This is a genomic window from Pustulibacterium marinum, from assembly GCF_900116665.1.
Lineage (GTDB): Bacteria > Bacteroidota > Bacteroidia > Flavobacteriales > Flavobacteriaceae > Pustulibacterium > Pustulibacterium marinum.
Window position 1 is genome coordinate 59982 of sequence record NZ_FPBK01000001.1, and the last position, 15767, is coordinate 75748.

Annotated in this window: 12 protein-coding genes; 8 read left to right on the top strand and 4 right to left on the bottom strand. The window is 36.0% G+C overall.

The window, feature by feature from the left end; genetic code table 11:
- The first annotated feature begins 35 nt into the window (after nucleotides 1-35).
- The 4 genes from BM383_RS00325 (at nucleotide 36) to mqo (ending at nucleotide 5247) form a co-directional block, all read left to right on the top strand.
- A complete protein-coding gene (locus tag BM383_RS00325; protein WP_093021343.1) occupies nucleotides 36-1199 on the top strand; it encodes a serine hydrolase domain-containing protein in 1164 nt (387 codons plus the stop codon).
- Nucleotides 1183-1896 (top strand): 3'-5' exonuclease, encoded by a 714-nt coding sequence (locus BM383_RS00330; RefSeq protein WP_093021346.1) that lies wholly within the window; start codon nucleotides 1183-1185, stop codon nucleotides 1894-1896. The genes BM383_RS00325 and BM383_RS00330 overlap by 17 nt, the downstream gene beginning before the upstream one ends.
- Before the next feature lie 32 nt (nucleotides 1897-1928).
- Nucleotides 1929-3605, top strand: a complete 1677-nt coding sequence (locus BM383_RS00335; protein ID WP_093021349.1) for an ABC transporter ATP-binding protein — start codon at nucleotides 1929-1931, stop codon at nucleotides 3603-3605.
- Nucleotides 3606-3726: 121 nt separating this feature from the next.
- Nucleotides 3727-5247 (top strand): malate dehydrogenase (quinone), encoded by a 1521-nt coding sequence (gene mqo, locus BM383_RS00340; protein ID WP_093021352.1) that lies wholly within the window; start codon nucleotides 3727-3729, stop codon nucleotides 5245-5247.
- Between the two features lie 103 nt (nucleotides 5248-5350).
- Here the strand turns inward: mqo and BM383_RS00345 are convergent, their stop codons facing one another.
- The 4 genes from BM383_RS00345 to BM383_RS00360 all read right to left on the bottom strand — a co-directional run bounded on the left by BM383_RS00345 (nucleotide 5351) and on the right by BM383_RS00360 (nucleotide 10354).
- Nucleotides 5351-6004, bottom strand: coding sequence for a 3-oxoacid CoA-transferase subunit B (locus BM383_RS00345; protein ID WP_093021356.1), 654 nt, complete (start codon nucleotides 6002-6004; stop codon nucleotides 5351-5353).
- Between the two features lie 31 nt (nucleotides 6005-6035).
- The gene (locus BM383_RS00350; protein WP_093021359.1) at nucleotides 6036-6731 is read right to left on the bottom strand and encodes a CoA transferase subunit A; all 696 of its coding nucleotides are present in this window, start codon (nucleotides 6729-6731) and stop codon (nucleotides 6036-6038) included.
- A gap of 149 nt (nucleotides 6732-6880) precedes the next feature.
- Nucleotides 6881-7873, bottom strand: coding sequence for a tRNA dihydrouridine synthase DusB (gene dusB, locus BM383_RS00355; protein ID WP_093021362.1), 993 nt, complete (start codon nucleotides 7871-7873; stop codon nucleotides 6881-6883).
- 81 nt (nucleotides 7874-7954) lie between these two features.
- Nucleotides 7955-10354 carry a TonB-dependent receptor domain-containing protein gene (locus BM383_RS00360; protein WP_093021364.1) on the bottom strand — a complete coding sequence of 800 codons (2400 nt, stop codon included), beginning with the start codon at nucleotides 10352-10354 and terminating at the stop codon, nucleotides 7955-7957.
- Between the two features lie 239 nt (nucleotides 10355-10593).
- On the opposite strand from BM383_RS00360, the gene lepA reads away from it, so the two are divergent.
- From lepA to BM383_RS00380, 4 genes are all read left to right on the top strand, one after another.
- Nucleotides 10594-12390, top strand: coding sequence for a translation elongation factor 4 (gene lepA / locus BM383_RS00365; RefSeq protein ID WP_093021366.1), 1797 nt, complete (start codon nucleotides 10594-10596; stop codon nucleotides 12388-12390).
- A gap of 195 nt (nucleotides 12391-12585) precedes the next feature.
- Nucleotides 12586-13506: a DnaJ C-terminal domain-containing protein gene (locus tag BM383_RS00370; RefSeq protein WP_093021369.1), complete on the top strand. Its 921-nt coding sequence runs from the start codon at nucleotides 12586-12588 to the stop codon at nucleotides 13504-13506.
- Nucleotides 13503-13787 (top strand): chaperone modulator CbpM, encoded by a 285-nt coding sequence (locus tag BM383_RS00375; protein ID WP_093021372.1) that lies wholly within the window; start codon nucleotides 13503-13505, stop codon nucleotides 13785-13787. The genes BM383_RS00370 and BM383_RS00375 overlap by 4 nt, the downstream gene beginning before the upstream one ends.
- Before the next feature lie 105 nt (nucleotides 13788-13892).
- Nucleotides 13893-15632, top strand: coding sequence for a thiamine pyrophosphate-dependent enzyme (locus BM383_RS00380; protein WP_093021375.1), 1740 nt, complete (start codon nucleotides 13893-13895; stop codon nucleotides 15630-15632).
- Nucleotides 15633-15767: the final 135 nt, after the last annotated feature.

Genomic DNA, 15767 nt, shown 5'->3' on the forward strand with positions numbered 1-15767 from the left:
AAATTTCTGTATTTTTAGATGAAATCAATCAAAAAATGAAATTCATTAAAAAATTCTTTAAATGGCTGTTCATCTTACTTTTAGTAAGCTGCTTAGCTTTACATCTTTTGGGGTATGGTTACCTCTTTAAAGCGGTAAAAACTATTTATTTCAACGGTCACACCACTGCATTTCTATCGGATTACAAGTATTTTGACAATGCCGAAATTGACAACGGATCTGCTCAACCTTGGCCAATTCATCAAAATTACAATACAGCGAAAACCACAGAATTGCTGGAAGAAACTAATACCGAATTAGGAACTATTGCCTACCTCATCATAAAAAATGATAGTATTTGGTTCGAAAAATATTACGAAGACTACAATGAAAATTCCAAAAGCAATTCCTTTTCCATGGCAAAAAGTTATGTAAGCGGAATGCTAGGCAAAGCCATTATGGACGGCTACATTAAAAATCTTGAGCAACCCGTAGGAGATTTTATTCCGGAGTTTAGCGAAGGAAAAGCAGCCAAACTTACCGTTGGCGATTTGTCTTCCATGGCTTCGGGTACTAATTGGGATGAAGCGTATTATTCACCGTTTTCAGTAACTACACAAGCATATTTTGATGATGATTTAGAAGATGTTATTCTCAATTTAAAAGTAGTTAACGAACCCGGAACATTCTACAAATATGCCAGTGGCGATACCGAAATGTTAGCCATGGTCATAGAACGTGCTACCGGAAAAAAACTCTACAACTACCTGTCTGAAAGTTTTTGGAAGCCCATGGGTTGCGAAAACCAGGCCTTGTGGCAAGTAGATAGCGAAGAAGGTGATTTGGTAAAAGCGTATTGTTGCATTGCCAGTAACGCCAGAGATTTTGCGCGTTTTGGAAAACTATACAAAGACCACGGAAAATGGAATGGAAAACAACTACTAGATTCCACCTTTATTGCCACTTCTTTGAAACCTCGTTTTAACGATAGTCCGTTTTACGGTTATGGTTGGTGGTTGCACAAAAAAGCCGGAAAAAACTTTTTTATGATGCGTGGTCATTTGGGTCAATATGTAATTGTGGAGCCAGATGATAATGTAATTATCGTTCGTTTAGGACATCAAAAATCCCCAGATGCAGGGATTGGGGTATACACAAAAGATATTGATATTTACATAGACGAAGCTTATAAAATGATGACCAATGCTACACCGAATTAGTTTAGATAAAATTCTGTTTTTAGATATTGAAACAGTTCCTGAAGTTGAGAACTTTAGCGAACTTGATGAAACTACTCAAAAATTGTGGGAGCTCAAAAGTAAATATCAACGAAAAGAAGAATTCTCTGCGGAAGAGTTTTATGATAATGCAGGGATTTGGGCAGAATTCGGAAAAATCGTTTGTATTTCGGTAGGCTATTTTGTTACTAAAGGTTCTGGAAGAAATTTTAGAGTGACAAGCTTTTTCGGGGAAGAAGAAAAATTACTGAAAGAATTCAAAAATCTTTTAGAATCGCACTTTTATCAACCTCAGCATCTACTATGTGCACACAACGGAAAAGAGTTTGACTTCCCTTATATTGCTCGGCGAATGCTTATAAACCGAATTACGCTTCCTTCAAAATTAAATCTATTTGGAAAAAAACCTTGGGAAATACCCCATTTGGATACGTTGGAACTCTGGAAATTTGGGGATTATAAAACCTATACTTCTCTGAAATTATTAACGCATGTATTGGGAATTCCGTCTCCAAAAGATGATATTGATGGCAGTGAAGTTCGAGGTGTTTTTTATGATGAAAAAAATATAGATAGAATTGTCACCTATTGTGAAAAAGATACGGTTGCAGTTGCTCAAATATTCTTACGATTACGAAACGAAGATATTCTTACCGAAGACGAAATTTTACATGTTTAAAAATCTTTGTAGCTTTCCACTTTACTAGAAGTATGCTGAAAATTGAAAACCTATCAATAGCCTTTAAAAAAGACAACACATTTACGAATGTGATTCACAACATTTCGTATGAAGTACAAAAAAATGAGATTGTTGGTATCGTAGGAGAATCAGGTAGTGGAAAATCGGTGTCTTCCTTGGCTATTTTGGGTTTACTTCCCAAAAAAATAAGTAAGATCTCTTCTGGAAAAATTATCTTCAATGAAGAAGAAATAACCCATCTTCCCGAAAAAAAATATCAGCAATTACGTGGAAAAACCATTTCTATGATTTTTCAAGAACCTATGAGTTCTTTAAATCCGTCCATGAAATGCGGTCCTCAAGTGCTTGAAATTTTACTTCAGCATACCCAACTTTCGAAGAAAGCCGCGAAAACAGAGGTTTTAGCTTTGTTTGAGAAAGTAAAATTACCCGAGCCGGAAGCTGTTTTCAAAAAATATCCACATCAAATTTCGGGCGGACAAAAACAACGGGTTATGATTGCCATGGCCATTGCTTGCAAACCTAAACTTTTAATTGCAGACGAACCTACAACAGCGCTAGATGTTACCGTTCAAAAAGAAATTATCAAACTTTTAAAAACTTTACAGCAAGAAACCGAAATGAGTATTATTTTCATTTCGCATGATTTAGCGTTGGTTTCTGAAATTGCTGATAAAGTTGTGGTTATGTATAAAGGTGATATTGTTGAACAAGGTGATGCTTCACAGGTTTTTCACCATCCAAATCATTCCTATACCAAAGCACTTTTGGCAAGTAGACCTTCTTTGGATGTTCGATTACAGAAATTACCAACTATTGCAGATTTCTTGAATGAAACCACAAATTTGTCTATTATAAGCCCTGATGAAAGAGAAAAAAAGCATCAAAAACTTTATGAGCAACCTCCTTTACTTTCCATAAGAAATGTGTCAAAAGAATACGTTACTGCTACCGCTATTTTTGGAAAAGACAAAACATTTAAAGCTGTTGATGATGTTTCTTTTGATGTTTTTGAAGGCGAAACGGTTGGATTAGTTGGTGAAAGTGGCTGTGGAAAATCTACCTTAGGAAACGCCATTTTACAACTAGACAAAGCCACTTCCGGAACCATTTTGTACAAGGGAAAAGATATTACAAAACTAAAATCATCAGAAATAAGAAGTCTTAGAAAAGAAATTCAATTGATATTTCAAGACCCGTATTCTTCGTTAAATCCAAGGATTTCTGTAGGTAATGCCATTTTAGAACCTATGAAAGTTCATGGGCTGTATAAGAATGATACCGAACGAAAAGAAAAAGTTATAGAAATTTTAGAGCGTGTAGGTTTAGATGCTTCTCATTACAACAGATATCCACATGAGTTTTCCGGTGGGCAACGTCAGCGAATTGGCATTGCAAGAACCATTGCTTTACAACCCAAACTTATTGTTTGTGACGAGTCTGTTTCTGCTTTAGATATTTCCGTTCAGGCTCAAGTTTTAAACTTATTAAACGAGCTAAAAGAGAATTTTGGTTTTACCTATATTTTCATTTCGCACGATCTTTCGGTAGTAAAATACATGAGTGATCAACTAATTGTGATGAATAAAGGTAAAATTGAAGAAATGGGTGATGCCGATGCTATTTATAAAGAACCTAAAACAGCCTATACCAAAAGGTTAATTAGCTCAATTCCTATAGGAAAATGAAAAATAAAACGTTTTCGTAAAGTTTTAATCAATTATATATACTAAATAGCCAATTTCTATGCGGATTTTACAATCTGTTTAACATTTAAGGTGTACCTTTGCCCGCTCAAAACCATTTACTATGAGTACCGAAAATGTTGCTGATACTAAACAAGTTGTTTTAATTGGGGCAGGAATAATGAGTGCAACTCTTGCCACATTATTAAAAAAATTAAACCCTGGAATTTCCATTTCCATCTTTGAAAAATTAGATGTGATTTCTGGAGAAAGCTCTAATGCTACCAACAATGCCGGTACAGGACATTCAGGATTTTGTGAACTAAACTATACTCCTCAAAAAGAAGACGGTTCTGTAGATATTTCTAAAGCCATTAACGTTGCAAAATCTTTTGAACTTTCAAGAGAGTTTTGGTCATTTTTGGTAAAAGAAAAAACCATCATCAATCCTCAAGAATTTATACAAGCCGTTCCACACATGAGTTTTGTTTGGGGCGAAGAAAATATTGATTTCCTTAAGAAAAGATGGGAGCTTTTAAAAGAGCATCCGTTATTCAAAGGAATGGAATTTTCTGATGATTGGGACGAAATTGCCTCTTGGATTCCATTGATGATGGAAAACAGATCTAAAGAAGAGAAAGTTGCCGTTACCAAAATGCCTGCAGGAACCGATGTGAATTTTGGTGAATTGACTCGTAAAATGCTTTTGGGCCTATTCTATGAAAAAGAGATAGATCTTCACATGGCTCATGAGGTAAAAGACATTCATAGAAATTCCAATGGAAAGTGGGAAGTAAAAGTGAAAAACCTTACTACAAAGAAAAAATCAATCGTAGAAGCAGATTTTGTTTTTGTAGGTGCAGGTGGTAGAGCTTTAAACTTATTAGAAAAATCTAAAATAGAAGAAATTAAAGGTTTTGGAGGTTTTCCTGTAAGTGGAGAATGGCTGGTTTGTAATAACGAAGAAGTTATTAAAAATCACCATGCTAAAGTTTACGGAAAAGCAAAAGTGGGCGCTCCACCAATGTCGGTTCCTCACTTAGATACTCGCCTTATCAACGGTAAACCAAGTTTACTTTTTGGTCCGTTTGCAGGTTTTTCAACCAAGTTCTTAAAGAATGGTTCTTACTGGGATTTCTTCGATTCAATGAAAAAAGACAATATTGGTCCTATGCTTTCTGCCGGGGCTCAAAATATACCTTTGACGCGTTACTTAATAGAGCAAGTGCGTCAAGACAAAAAAGATAAAATTGAATCTCTTAGAGAGTACTTTCCAAACGCAAAATCAGAAGACTGGGATCAAAAAACTGCCGGACAACGCGTTCAGGTAATTAAGAAAAGTGGTCGTGGCGGAATTTTACAATTTGGTACCGAAGTAGTAAGTTGCAAAGATGGTTCTCTTGCAGGTTTGCTTGGTGCTTCTCCAGGTGCTTCCACGGCTGTAGCTATTATGATAGATTTGCTACAACAGTGTTTCCCAGAAAAGTTTGAAAGTGAATGGAAAGCAAAAATTCAGGAAATGATTCCTTCTTACGGAAAAGAAAATTTGGATGAAGCTTATTACAATGAAAGCAGAAATAAAACTGCTCAAGCACTAGGTTTATCTGCAATTTCCGAAGATGAAAACATTCCTGTACTCCGTTAGTTAATAGCTAAATACTGTCTAAAAAGCGGATGGAGAGATCGTTTTTTAGAACCCAACTAAACACAAAACACATGATTTGATTGCTCTTTAGACAGTATTTTATTTATAATTCCATTTCAGGAATTTCTCCCTCCACTAATAATGTTCCTTCAGTAGCATTTTTTATTTCTTCTACGCTTACTCCAGGAGCGCGTTCCAATAATTTAAATCCATCTTCTGTTATTTCCAAAACTGCAAGATTGGTCACTATTTTTTTAACACACTGAACTCCCGTTAGCGGTAAACTACATTTTTTAAGAAGCTTAGACTCCCCTGCTCTATTGGTATGCATCATGGCTACAATTATATTTTCTGCGGAAGCAACCAAATCCATAGCACCACCCATACCTTTAACCATTTTACCCGGAATTTTCCAGTTGGCAATATCACCAGTTTCAGAAACTTCCATAGCACCTAAAATAGTAAGGTCTACGTGTTTTCCACGAATCATAGCAAAACTCGTTGCGGAATCAAAAAAACTAGCTCCAGGAAGCGTGGTAATGGTTTGTTTTCCAGCATTGATCACATCGGCATCTACTTCCTCTTCAGTAGGAAATGGTCCCATTCCCAACACACCATTTTCACTCTGAAACTCTACGGAAATATCATCTCGTACAAAATTAGCCACTAGCGTAGGAATCCCTATTCCAAGGTTTACATAGTATCCGTTTTTTACTTCTTGAGCAATACGCTTTGCTATTCCGTTTTTATCTAACATACTTTTTCTTTTTGAAAATGAGGTCTCTTTCTTATTCTCTAACTGTTCTCTGTTCTATTCGTTTTTCATAATGTGTACCTTGGAAAATTCGGTTTACAAAAATTCCCGGAACATGAATTTCATTTGGATTCAAGCTACCTGCAGCAACCAATTCTTCTACTTCAACCACAGTAATTTTAGCAGCGCCACACATGACAGGATTAAAATTTCGGGCAGTTCCTTTAAAAATTAAATTTCCGGCTTCGTCACCCTTCCAAGCTTTGATCAATGCAAAATCAGCTTTAAAAGCATGTTCCAGTATGTGCATTTTCCCATTGAACTCTCTTGATTCCTTTCCTTCTCCAACTTCGGTTCCATAGCCCGCCGGAGTATAAAATGCAGGAATGCCAGCTTGTGCTGCTCGGCATTTTTCGGCCAATGTTCCTTGGGGAGTTAATTCAACTTCTAATTCGCCACTCAACATTTGGCGTTCAAATTCATCATTTTCGCCCACATAAGAAGAGATCATTTTTTTGATTTGCTTCTGCTGTAGCAATAATCCCAAACCAAAATCATCTACGCCAGCATTATTTGAAATACAAGTGAGTTCTTTTACATTTAAACGAACCAATTCAGTAATACAATTTTCTGGAATACCGCATAACCCAAAACCACCCAACATAAGTGTGTTTCCATTGCTAATTCCATTCAAAGCTTCTGAAACCGTATTTACAGTTTTTTTGATCATTTCATATTATTTACTTCTAAAAATATAAAATATACAAATACGAAGTTTGTTTTTTGCGATTTTTTAATACTTGATGCTCATCAATAAAAAACGCTTCAAAACTAAATGAGTCATGAAGCGTTGCTATTTTGCTATAAATGGTTCTTGATTTAAGAAAAAGTAGCGTCTTTAAAATTGGCTAGAATTTCATCAAAAACACTATACAATTCGTCTAAATTGTCATTCGTAACTAATTGGGTTCGGTATTCTTTAAAATGCGGAATTCCTTTAAAATAATTGGTATAATGGCGACGCATTTCTACGATTCCTAAACGTTCCCCTTTCCATTGGGTAGACCATGTTAAATGATTTTTAGCAGCTTCTACTCTATCTTCAATGGTTGGTTTCTCTAAATGTTCACCTGTTTCAAAGAAGTGTTTTATTTCGTTAAAAATCCAGGGATAACCAATCGCTGCACGACCAATCATAATGCCATCTACTCCATATTTATTACGGTATTCCAAGGCTTTTTCAGGAGAATCTACATCCCCATTTCCAAAAATAGGCATGGTGATTCTAGGATTTTCTTTTACACGTGCAATGTGCGTCCAATCCGCTTCTCCTTTGTACAATTGAGCACGTGTTCTACCGTGAATACTCAAAGCTTGTACCCCTACATCTTGCAAACGCTCTGCAACCTCATCAATATTAATAGAAGTATCGTCCCAACCCAAACGAGTTTTTACAGTAACAGGCAAATTGGTATTATCAATGACAGCTTTGGTTAAGCGAATCATTAAATCTACATCTTTTAAAACCCCTGCTCCGGCACCTTTAGTCACCACTTTTTTCACAGGACAACCGAAGTTGATGTCTAACACATCTGGTTGCACGGTTTCTACAATTTTGGCAGACATGGCCATAGCTTCTTCGTCACCACCAAAAATCTGAATTCCCACAGGACGCTCGTAATCAAAGATATCGAGCTTCATTTTGCTTTTAATAGCATCGCGAATCAATCCTTCCGAAGAAATAAACTCGGAATACAACATATCGGCTCCGTGCATTTTGCATAACCTACGAAATGGCGGATCGCTCACATCTTCCATTGGTGCTAACAATAATGGAAATTCTCCTAACTCTATGTTTCCTATCTTTACCAAAACTCAATCTATTTTGAGAGCAAAGATACAGTTTTATCAGATTTTCTAAGAATATGATATAAAATTATGATAAACAGAAAACTACAAACGCTCTCTTTCTTCTACATCAATATCTTTTTTGTTGTTGCTTAAGCGGTAATTACCAAACTTATATTTGAAACCAAGTAGTATAGTTCGGTTTTCATAACGAGCTCTGTAGGAGTTATTCTGATTCAAATATTCTGTGGTACTGGTAAAGATTTGTCCATTAAAAATGTCATTTGCCTGTAGACTCAAACTCGCACGGTTATTCCATAAAGACTTGCTCAAACTGATTGAAAAATTACTTCTTCCTGTAACTTGAGCATTGGCATCATTCGCCGGAAGTATATATAAATATGTAACATCGGCTAAAAGCGAATTATCTTTTAGGAAGGTAAAATAGTTTCCTAAAAACAACCAACCTGTCCAACGATTGTTATCTACCAATTGGTTTTCATTTTCCTGAGCAAAAAATTGCAGTTTGTTGTAAAACGTAGTCGATTCAAAATACAAAAACCATCGGTTTGAAATGGATTTGTTTACATATAAATCCAAACCATAACTAGCTTCTCTTTCTAAATTGGCCGCCACATATTTTAGTTTTCGATTGTCATTTTCCTGAAAACTCAATTCAGACATAGGATTGCTGATATGTTTATAAAAAACAGATGCCGTATACATTCCCTGATACGTATAATCCAAACTCATGTACTGTTTGATTGCTGGCAACAACGCGCTATTTCCAGAAACATAACTATTATCGGTCAAGTAAAAACGAAACGGATTCAAACGTTCATACGATGGTCTGGTGATACTTTTTCTGTACGACGCACTGAAAGAATGGTTGCTAGACGGATCATAAGAAATTCCGGCAGACGGAAACCATTTTACATAGTCAAAACTATTGTTATTTGTAGCATCTGCAGCAGTTCCTTCGGCATCGGTATATTCTGTTCGAAAACCGGCTCTTACATTCCATTTGGTCCAGGATTTTGAAAGATTCATATACGCTGCCAAATTACTTTCGGTATAGTCAAATTGATAATTATTATCTAACACTTCCGTACTCTCGCTTAAACTTTCTTGCACCAAATCGCTATCGGTATCAATTTGCACTCCTTTAATTCCCGCTTCCAACGCCATATCGTTTTCCATTGGTAAACTATAATCAATTTGAGCGGTAGAAATAGTAATATCCTGATCTTGATCTGTAGTAAAATGATTGGTTCTTGAAGTACTTCCCAAGGCATCAAAATAATTGGTTACCACATCTTGATCTCTTTCTTTATTATAAAAAGTATGATGTGCCAATATGGAAATTTTTTGTCCGTCTTCATCTAGCTTTTTCTCATAGCCAAGATTCAGCGCTACATTGTTTTTGTTGTCATACGTATTATTGATAGAATGAAATGTAGAATCAATAGTCTCGGCAGTATTGTAAGCCGAAGTAAATCCATCTGTATTTCGTTTCCAGTATGGCGTAATATCGGCCATAGCAGAAAAACTCAAGCTACTTTTTTCAGAGAAATCATAATCTACGTTTGCAGAAACCGTATGGTTTTCTGACCAAGTGTCTAAATCTAAATGACTTTTCCATTCTCCTGCTGGAGTTTCTTCATCAAAAAACTGTGCATATTCATCCGTAATTCGGTCTATTTTTTTCTTGTTGTAAGCATAACTCAGAAAAACATTCAACTTATCTGTTTTATAGAATTGAGCTATTCCGGCGTTGTATTTTGGGTAAATTCCCTGGGTAACATTTCCAAAAACGGAACCGTTGTAACCGGTCGCTATATTTTTGGTCATATTGATATTTACCACCATAGCATCTTGAGCATCATATTTTGCAGAAGGATTTGTAATGACCTCAACAGACTGAATAGAACTCGCAGGTGTATTTTCTAACAACTGCTGAACTTCCGAAGCCGATAGATATACCTTTTTGTTGTTGATATAAATGGTAGGTTGCATTCCCTTTACCATTAACTCATTATTCACAGCAATAATTTGTGGAGTTTTTTGCAAAACATTCCATGTACTTCCGTTAGTCAAAGCCGTATTGGCTACGTTAAAAATGGTTCTGTCCGCTAATTTTTTTACGGTTGGTAATTTTCCAACTACAGTTACTCCTTCAATATTTTCAACCTCTGGTGTTAAGATTAAAATTCCAACATCACGGTTTGACGTAATTGTAACTTTTTGATTTACAGTTTTGAAACCTATAAAAGAGCAAGAAATAATATAAGTTCCTTCCGTTACATCTTTAAAAATAAAACTACCTTCCTCATCACTGGAAACACCGGAAAGCGTTTCTTCTTCTTCACTTTTCAATAAAACAGTAGCATAAGCTATCGCCTCGTTTTCATCATCCTGAATTTTTCCTGAAACTGAAAATTCTTGTGCAAAAATGGGTAAAGAACTAAGCATCACAAAGCTTAGAAGCATCTTGGAAATTCTCATAAATAACTTTGAAATCTGTTTGTTAACGAAATATTAACAAATATATCATTTTTTTCTTACACGCAAACAAATATTTAGCAGCCTGCTCAACAGCTTATTAAATCCATTATATTTGCAAATTGATAAGGTTACAATTTTTTGACAGCATGGGATAACATTCCAAGCGAAAAAATTTGTAATTACTTAAAAAACAATATTCAAGAATACATCTTGATTAATTTAAAGTTGGAAAACAGGAAATGAAGCACATTCGTAATTTTTGTATCATAGCGCATATTGACCACGGGAAAAGTACTTTAGCTGACCGTTTGTTAGATTTCACAGGTTCGGTAACCGAGCGTGAAAAACAAGATCAGCTATTGGATAGTATGGATTTGGAGCGCGAAAGAGGAATCACCATTAAGAGTCACGCCATTCAAATGGAGTACATTTATAAAGGTGAAACCTACGTGTTAAACTTAATTGATACTCCGGGTCACGTAGACTTTAGTTACGAAGTTTCTCGTTCTATTGCTGCTTGTGAAGGAGCTTTGTTAATTGTAGATGCTGCGCAAAGTATTCAGGCACAAACTATTTCTAACTTGTATTTAGCTTTAGAAAATGATTTAGAAATTATTCCGGTACTAAACAAAGTAGATTTACCAAGTGCCAATCCGGAAGAAGTGACCGATGATATTGTAGACCTTTTAGGTTGCGATGCTTCAGATGTAATTCCAGCTTCTGCGAAAACAGGTTTGGGTATCGAAGAGATTTTAAATGCGATTATTGAACGTATTCCTGCTCCTAAAGGAACTGTTGACGAGCCTTTACAAGCCTTGATCTTTGACTCGGTTTACAACCCATTTAGAGGAGTTGAAACCTACTTTAGAGTATTGAATGGTGAGATCAAAAAGAATCAAAAGATCAAATTCATGGCAACGGGGAAAACCTATAATGCCGATGAAATTGGTACTTTGAAATTGGTGCAACATCCTAAACAAAAGATTTCTGCAGGAGATGTTGGTTATCTAATCACTGGTATCAAAGATGCGCGCGAAGTAAAAGTGGGTGATACCATTACTGATGCTGCAGATCCTACAAAAAATATGATTTCTGGTTTTGAAAATGTAAAACCAATGGTATTTGCCGGAATTTATCCTGTAGATACTGAAGATTATGAAGAGCTTCGTGCTTCTATGGAAAAACTACAGTTGAACGATGCTTCGCTAGTATTTACTCCAGAAAGTTCTGCAGCTCTTGGTTTTGGTTTCCGTTGTGGTTTCTTAGGAATGCTTCACTTAGAAATTATTCAGGAACGTTTGGAGCGTGAATTTGACATGACCGTAATTACTACCGTTCCCAACGTTAGTTACCATGCGTTTACCAAAAAGAACCCTGATGATATCATCATTGTAAATAATCCTTCAGACATGCCAGATCCAACAATTATGGATCGTGTGGAAGAACCTTTCATCAAAGCAAGCATCATTACCAAAGCCGACTTTGTAGGTCCTGTAATGAGTTTGTGTATCGAAAAACGTGGACAAATTACCAATCAAACCTATTTAACTCCAGAACGTGTAGAGCTGAATTTTGATATGCCATTGGCGGAAATTGTATTTGATTTCTATGACCGTTTGAAAACTGTTTCCAAAGGGTACGCATCGTTTGATTATAGTCCAATTGGTATGCGTGCTTCAAAATTGGTTCGTGTAGATGTTTTGATCAATGCACAATCGGTTGATGCACTTTCTGCGTTGATTCATGCTGATAATGCCTATAACATTGGTAAAAAGATGTGTGAAAAACTGCGCGAATTGATTCCACGTCAACAGTTTGATATTCCTATTCAGGCGGCAATTGGAGCTAAAATTATTTCACGTGAAACCATCAAAGCTTTACGTAAAGACGTTACTGCTAAATGTTATGGTGGAGATATTTCGCGTAAACGTAAATTACTTGAAAAGCAGAAAAAAGGTAAAAAGCGTATGCGCCAAGTTGGTAACGTAGAAATACCTCAACAAGCGTTTATGGCTGTGTTGAAATTGAATGACTAATTTTATTTCTATATAATTTACAAAAGCGAACCAAATGGTTCGCTTTTTTTATCGAAATTTAAACTTACCGAAAACAATAATTTAAGATTCCTTTAGCGCAGAAAAATTCCATTTCGTAGTAAATTAGAGCTGACTTTAGAAAGCCCGTCTTTTTAACGTTCTGAATAATTATTATCGAATAAAATCTGTGAAACCATGGAATTTATAGATTACTACAAAACACTGGAAATAGCCAGAGATGCATCGGCAGCTGATATAAAAAAAGCATACCGAAAACTGGCCAGAAAATACCATCCGGATCTGAATCCTAACGATACCGAAGCTCATAAAAAATTTCAACAGATCAACGAAGCCAATGAGGTGTTGAGCGATCCTGAAAAACGAAAAAAATACGACAAATATGGTGAGCATTGGGAACATGCCGAAGCCTACGAAGAAGCGCAACGCCAACAACAGCAACAACGTTCTCAAAGAAATACCGGTTTTGGCGGTGGTAGCAATTACCAACAATACACCTATTCTAGCGACGGAGCTGATGATTTTTCAGACTTTTTTGAATCGGTTTTTGGAAACAGAGGTAGCCACCGACAACAACAATCGCGCTTTCGGGGACAAGATTTTAATGCCGAACTACAACTTACTTTGCACGATGTTTTTACTACGCACAAACGCACGCTAACCATAAATGGTAAAAACATTCGACTCACCATTCCGGCCGGAGTAGAAAATGGGCAAACCATCAAAATAAAAGGTCATGGTGGCGAAGGTATCAATGGTGGTCCCAAAGGTGATTTGTACATTACTTTTAATATTAGCAACCATACGCCCTTCAAAAGAGATGGAAATGATTTATATAGAGATGTAAATGTTGACTTGTATACGGCTTTATTGGGTGGAGAAATCACCATAGATACGTTTGATGGCAAAGCCAAATTAACACTGAAACCAGAAACTCAAAACGATACTAAAGTAAAACTAAAAGGCAAAGGTTTTCCGGTGTACAAACAAGAAGGCAAGTTTGGTGACTTATATGTAACCTTTAAAGTTACACTGCCTAAAAACCTTTCAACAGAAGAAAAAGAACTGATTGCACAACTTCAAAAACTACGTTCATGAACTCAACAACATTGATATCTGTTACTTCCTTTTGTGAATCGCACGCTATTGAACCTAAATTTATTGAAACCTTAGCACAATACGAATTTGTAGAAATCATAGAACAAGAAAAAGAACAATTCATAGAAGAGGAATGTTTAGCAACTATAGAACGAATGATGCGGTTGCATTATGACCTTAACATTAATATGGAAGGCATTGATGCTATTCAACATTTGCTTAACCAAATTCATGAACTGCAGAAGGAAGTTGTCTTACTTCGGAATAAACTCAACCCCTAATATTTTAGAGAACATTAGCATTAGAAATCTATCTCTTACCAGTCTGTTAACAGCACTTTGGACTATTGTTTTTTAATTTTATAGACAATTAAAAATTAGTTCATTATGTCACAAAGTGTATCAGATAAAATAGTAAAAATGTTAGTTGATGCCGGTGTTAAAAGAGTGTACGCTGTTACCGGTGATAGTTTAAATCCTGTAAATGACGCCATCCGTAGAGAAGGTTCTATTCAGTGGATTCATGTTCGTCATGAAGAAGCCGGAGCTTATGCAGCTTCTATGGATGCCGAGTTAAACGGAATTGGTTGTTGCATGGGTAGTAGTGGTCCGGGTCACGTTCACCTCATCAACGGCCTCTATGATGCCAATCGATCTGGAAATCCGGTTATTGCTATAGCTTCAACCGTAGCAACTCATAAAATGGGAACCGAAAATTTTCAAGAAACCAATGTCACCAAACTATTTGATGATTGTAGCAAATATTGTTTCATGTCAAACACTCCAAAACAAGCATTAACAGGTTTGCAAAGTGCCATTCAGCATGCTATTACCGAAAAAGGTGTTGCTGTTTTAGGTTTACCTGGAGATGTTGCTTCAGCAGATGCAGAGGCTGTTGTTTCGGCTGATAAAAACTATTTTACCAAACCTGTTATAACTCCCCCACAACAACATATAGAAGAATTTGCTAGCGTAATCAATAGCAACAAAAATGTAATGCTATATGTTGGCCACGGTGCAAAAGATGCCTATAGCGAGGTGATAGATCTAGCAGAAACTATTAAAGCTCCAATTGGTTACAGCTTTCGCGGAAAGATATTTTTTGAAAAAGATGAAAATCCTTATACCGTTGGATTAAATGGTCTGTTAGGAAATAAATCTGGGTTTAAAGCTATGCACGAAGCTGATTTATTGATTCTTCTAGGAACTGATTTCCCATATTCTGATTTTCTTCCGGAGAACAATACCATCATTCAAATTGATATTAAACCAGAGCGTATTGGCCGAAGAGCAAAGGTAGACTATGGTTATTGTGGAGATATCAAAGAAACTCTAAAACGTGTACTTCCGTTAGTTGAAACAAAAACTGAAACTAAATATTTAGACAACATGCTAAAACTACATAAAGAGGTAGAAGACAATTACCAAAGTTATGTAGAAGGTAAAGGAAAAGAAGATCAAATTCATCCGGAATATGTAGCTTCTGTAATAGACAATCTTGCAGATGACGATGCTATTTTCACCGTAGATACAGGAATGTCTGCCGTTTGGGCTGCTAGATATTTAAAAGGTAAAAAGAACAGATATCTTACGGGTTCCTTTAATCATGGTTCTATGGCAAATGCAATGCCTATGGCTATCGGAGCTGGACTTTCGCAACCGGAAAGACAAACTATTGCACTTTGCGGTGACGGAGGAATTACGATGCTTCTGGGAGATCTTATGACGATAAGCCAATATAACATTCCCGTAAAAATTATCATTTTTAACAATAGAACATTAGGAATGGTAAAACTAGAAATGGAAGTTGCCGGAATACCCGATTGGCAAACCGATATGGTAAATCCGGATTTTGCTAAAGTTGCCGAAGCTATGAATATAAGAAGTTATACTGCCGATAAACCAGAGCAAGTTACTTCTGTATTAAAAGAAGCTTTTGTACACGAAGGTCCTGCGGTCATCAACATATTTACAGATCCAAATGCGTTGGCCATGCCGCCAAAAGTAACTTTTGAACAAATGAAAGGTTTTGCTGAAAGTATGGGAAAATTGATGCTGAATGGAGATGCTGCTGAAGTAATTAGTTCTGCTAAATCGAATGCTAAATATTTGAAAGAACTCTTTTAAAAACAACATCAAGCATATCTATACAATTAAAAGTCGCATTAGAAAATTTTTCTATGCGACTTTTCTATTTTAACGAGATAGTTTTTGTATCTTTAAATACATTACTACCTGAATTTAAAACGATTACAAATAAAA

Bases quoted from the DNA above. Each gene is read 5' to 3' on its own strand.
- BM383_RS00350 (WP_093021359.1), bottom strand. From the start codon at position 6,731: ATGATCAAAAAAACTGTAAATACGGTTTCAGAAGCTTTGAATGGAATT.
- BM383_RS00325 (WP_093021343.1), top strand. From the start codon at position 36: ATGAAATTCATTAAAAAATTCTTTAAATGGCTGTTCATCTTACTTTTA.
- mqo (WP_093021352.1), top strand. From the start codon at position 3,727: ATGAGTACCGAAAATGTTGCTGATACTAAACAAGTTGTTTTAATTGGG.
- BM383_RS00370 (WP_093021369.1), top strand. From the start codon at position 12,586: ATGGAATTTATAGATTACTACAAAACACTGGAAATAGCCAGAGATGCA.
- BM383_RS00375 (WP_093021372.1), top strand. From the start codon at position 13,503: ATGAACTCAACAACATTGATATCTGTTACTTCCTTTTGTGAATCGCAC.
- BM383_RS00335 (WP_093021349.1), top strand. From the start codon at position 1,929: ATGCTGAAAATTGAAAACCTATCAATAGCCTTTAAAAAAGACAACACA.
- BM383_RS00380 (WP_093021375.1), top strand. From the start codon at position 13,893: ATGTCACAAAGTGTATCAGATAAAATAGTAAAAATGTTAGTTGATGCC.
- BM383_RS00360 (WP_093021364.1), bottom strand. From the start codon at position 10,354: ATGAGAATTTCCAAGATGCTTCTAAGCTTTGTGATGCTTAGTTCTTTA.
- BM383_RS00345 (WP_093021356.1), bottom strand. From the start codon at position 6,004: ATGTTAGATAAAAACGGAATAGCAAAGCGTATTGCTCAAGAAGTAAAA.
- BM383_RS00330 (WP_093021346.1), top strand. From the start codon at position 1,183: ATGCTACACCGAATTAGTTTAGATAAAATTCTGTTTTTAGATATTGAA.
- lepA (WP_093021366.1), top strand. From the start codon at position 10,594: ATGAAGCACATTCGTAATTTTTGTATCATAGCGCATATTGACCACGGG.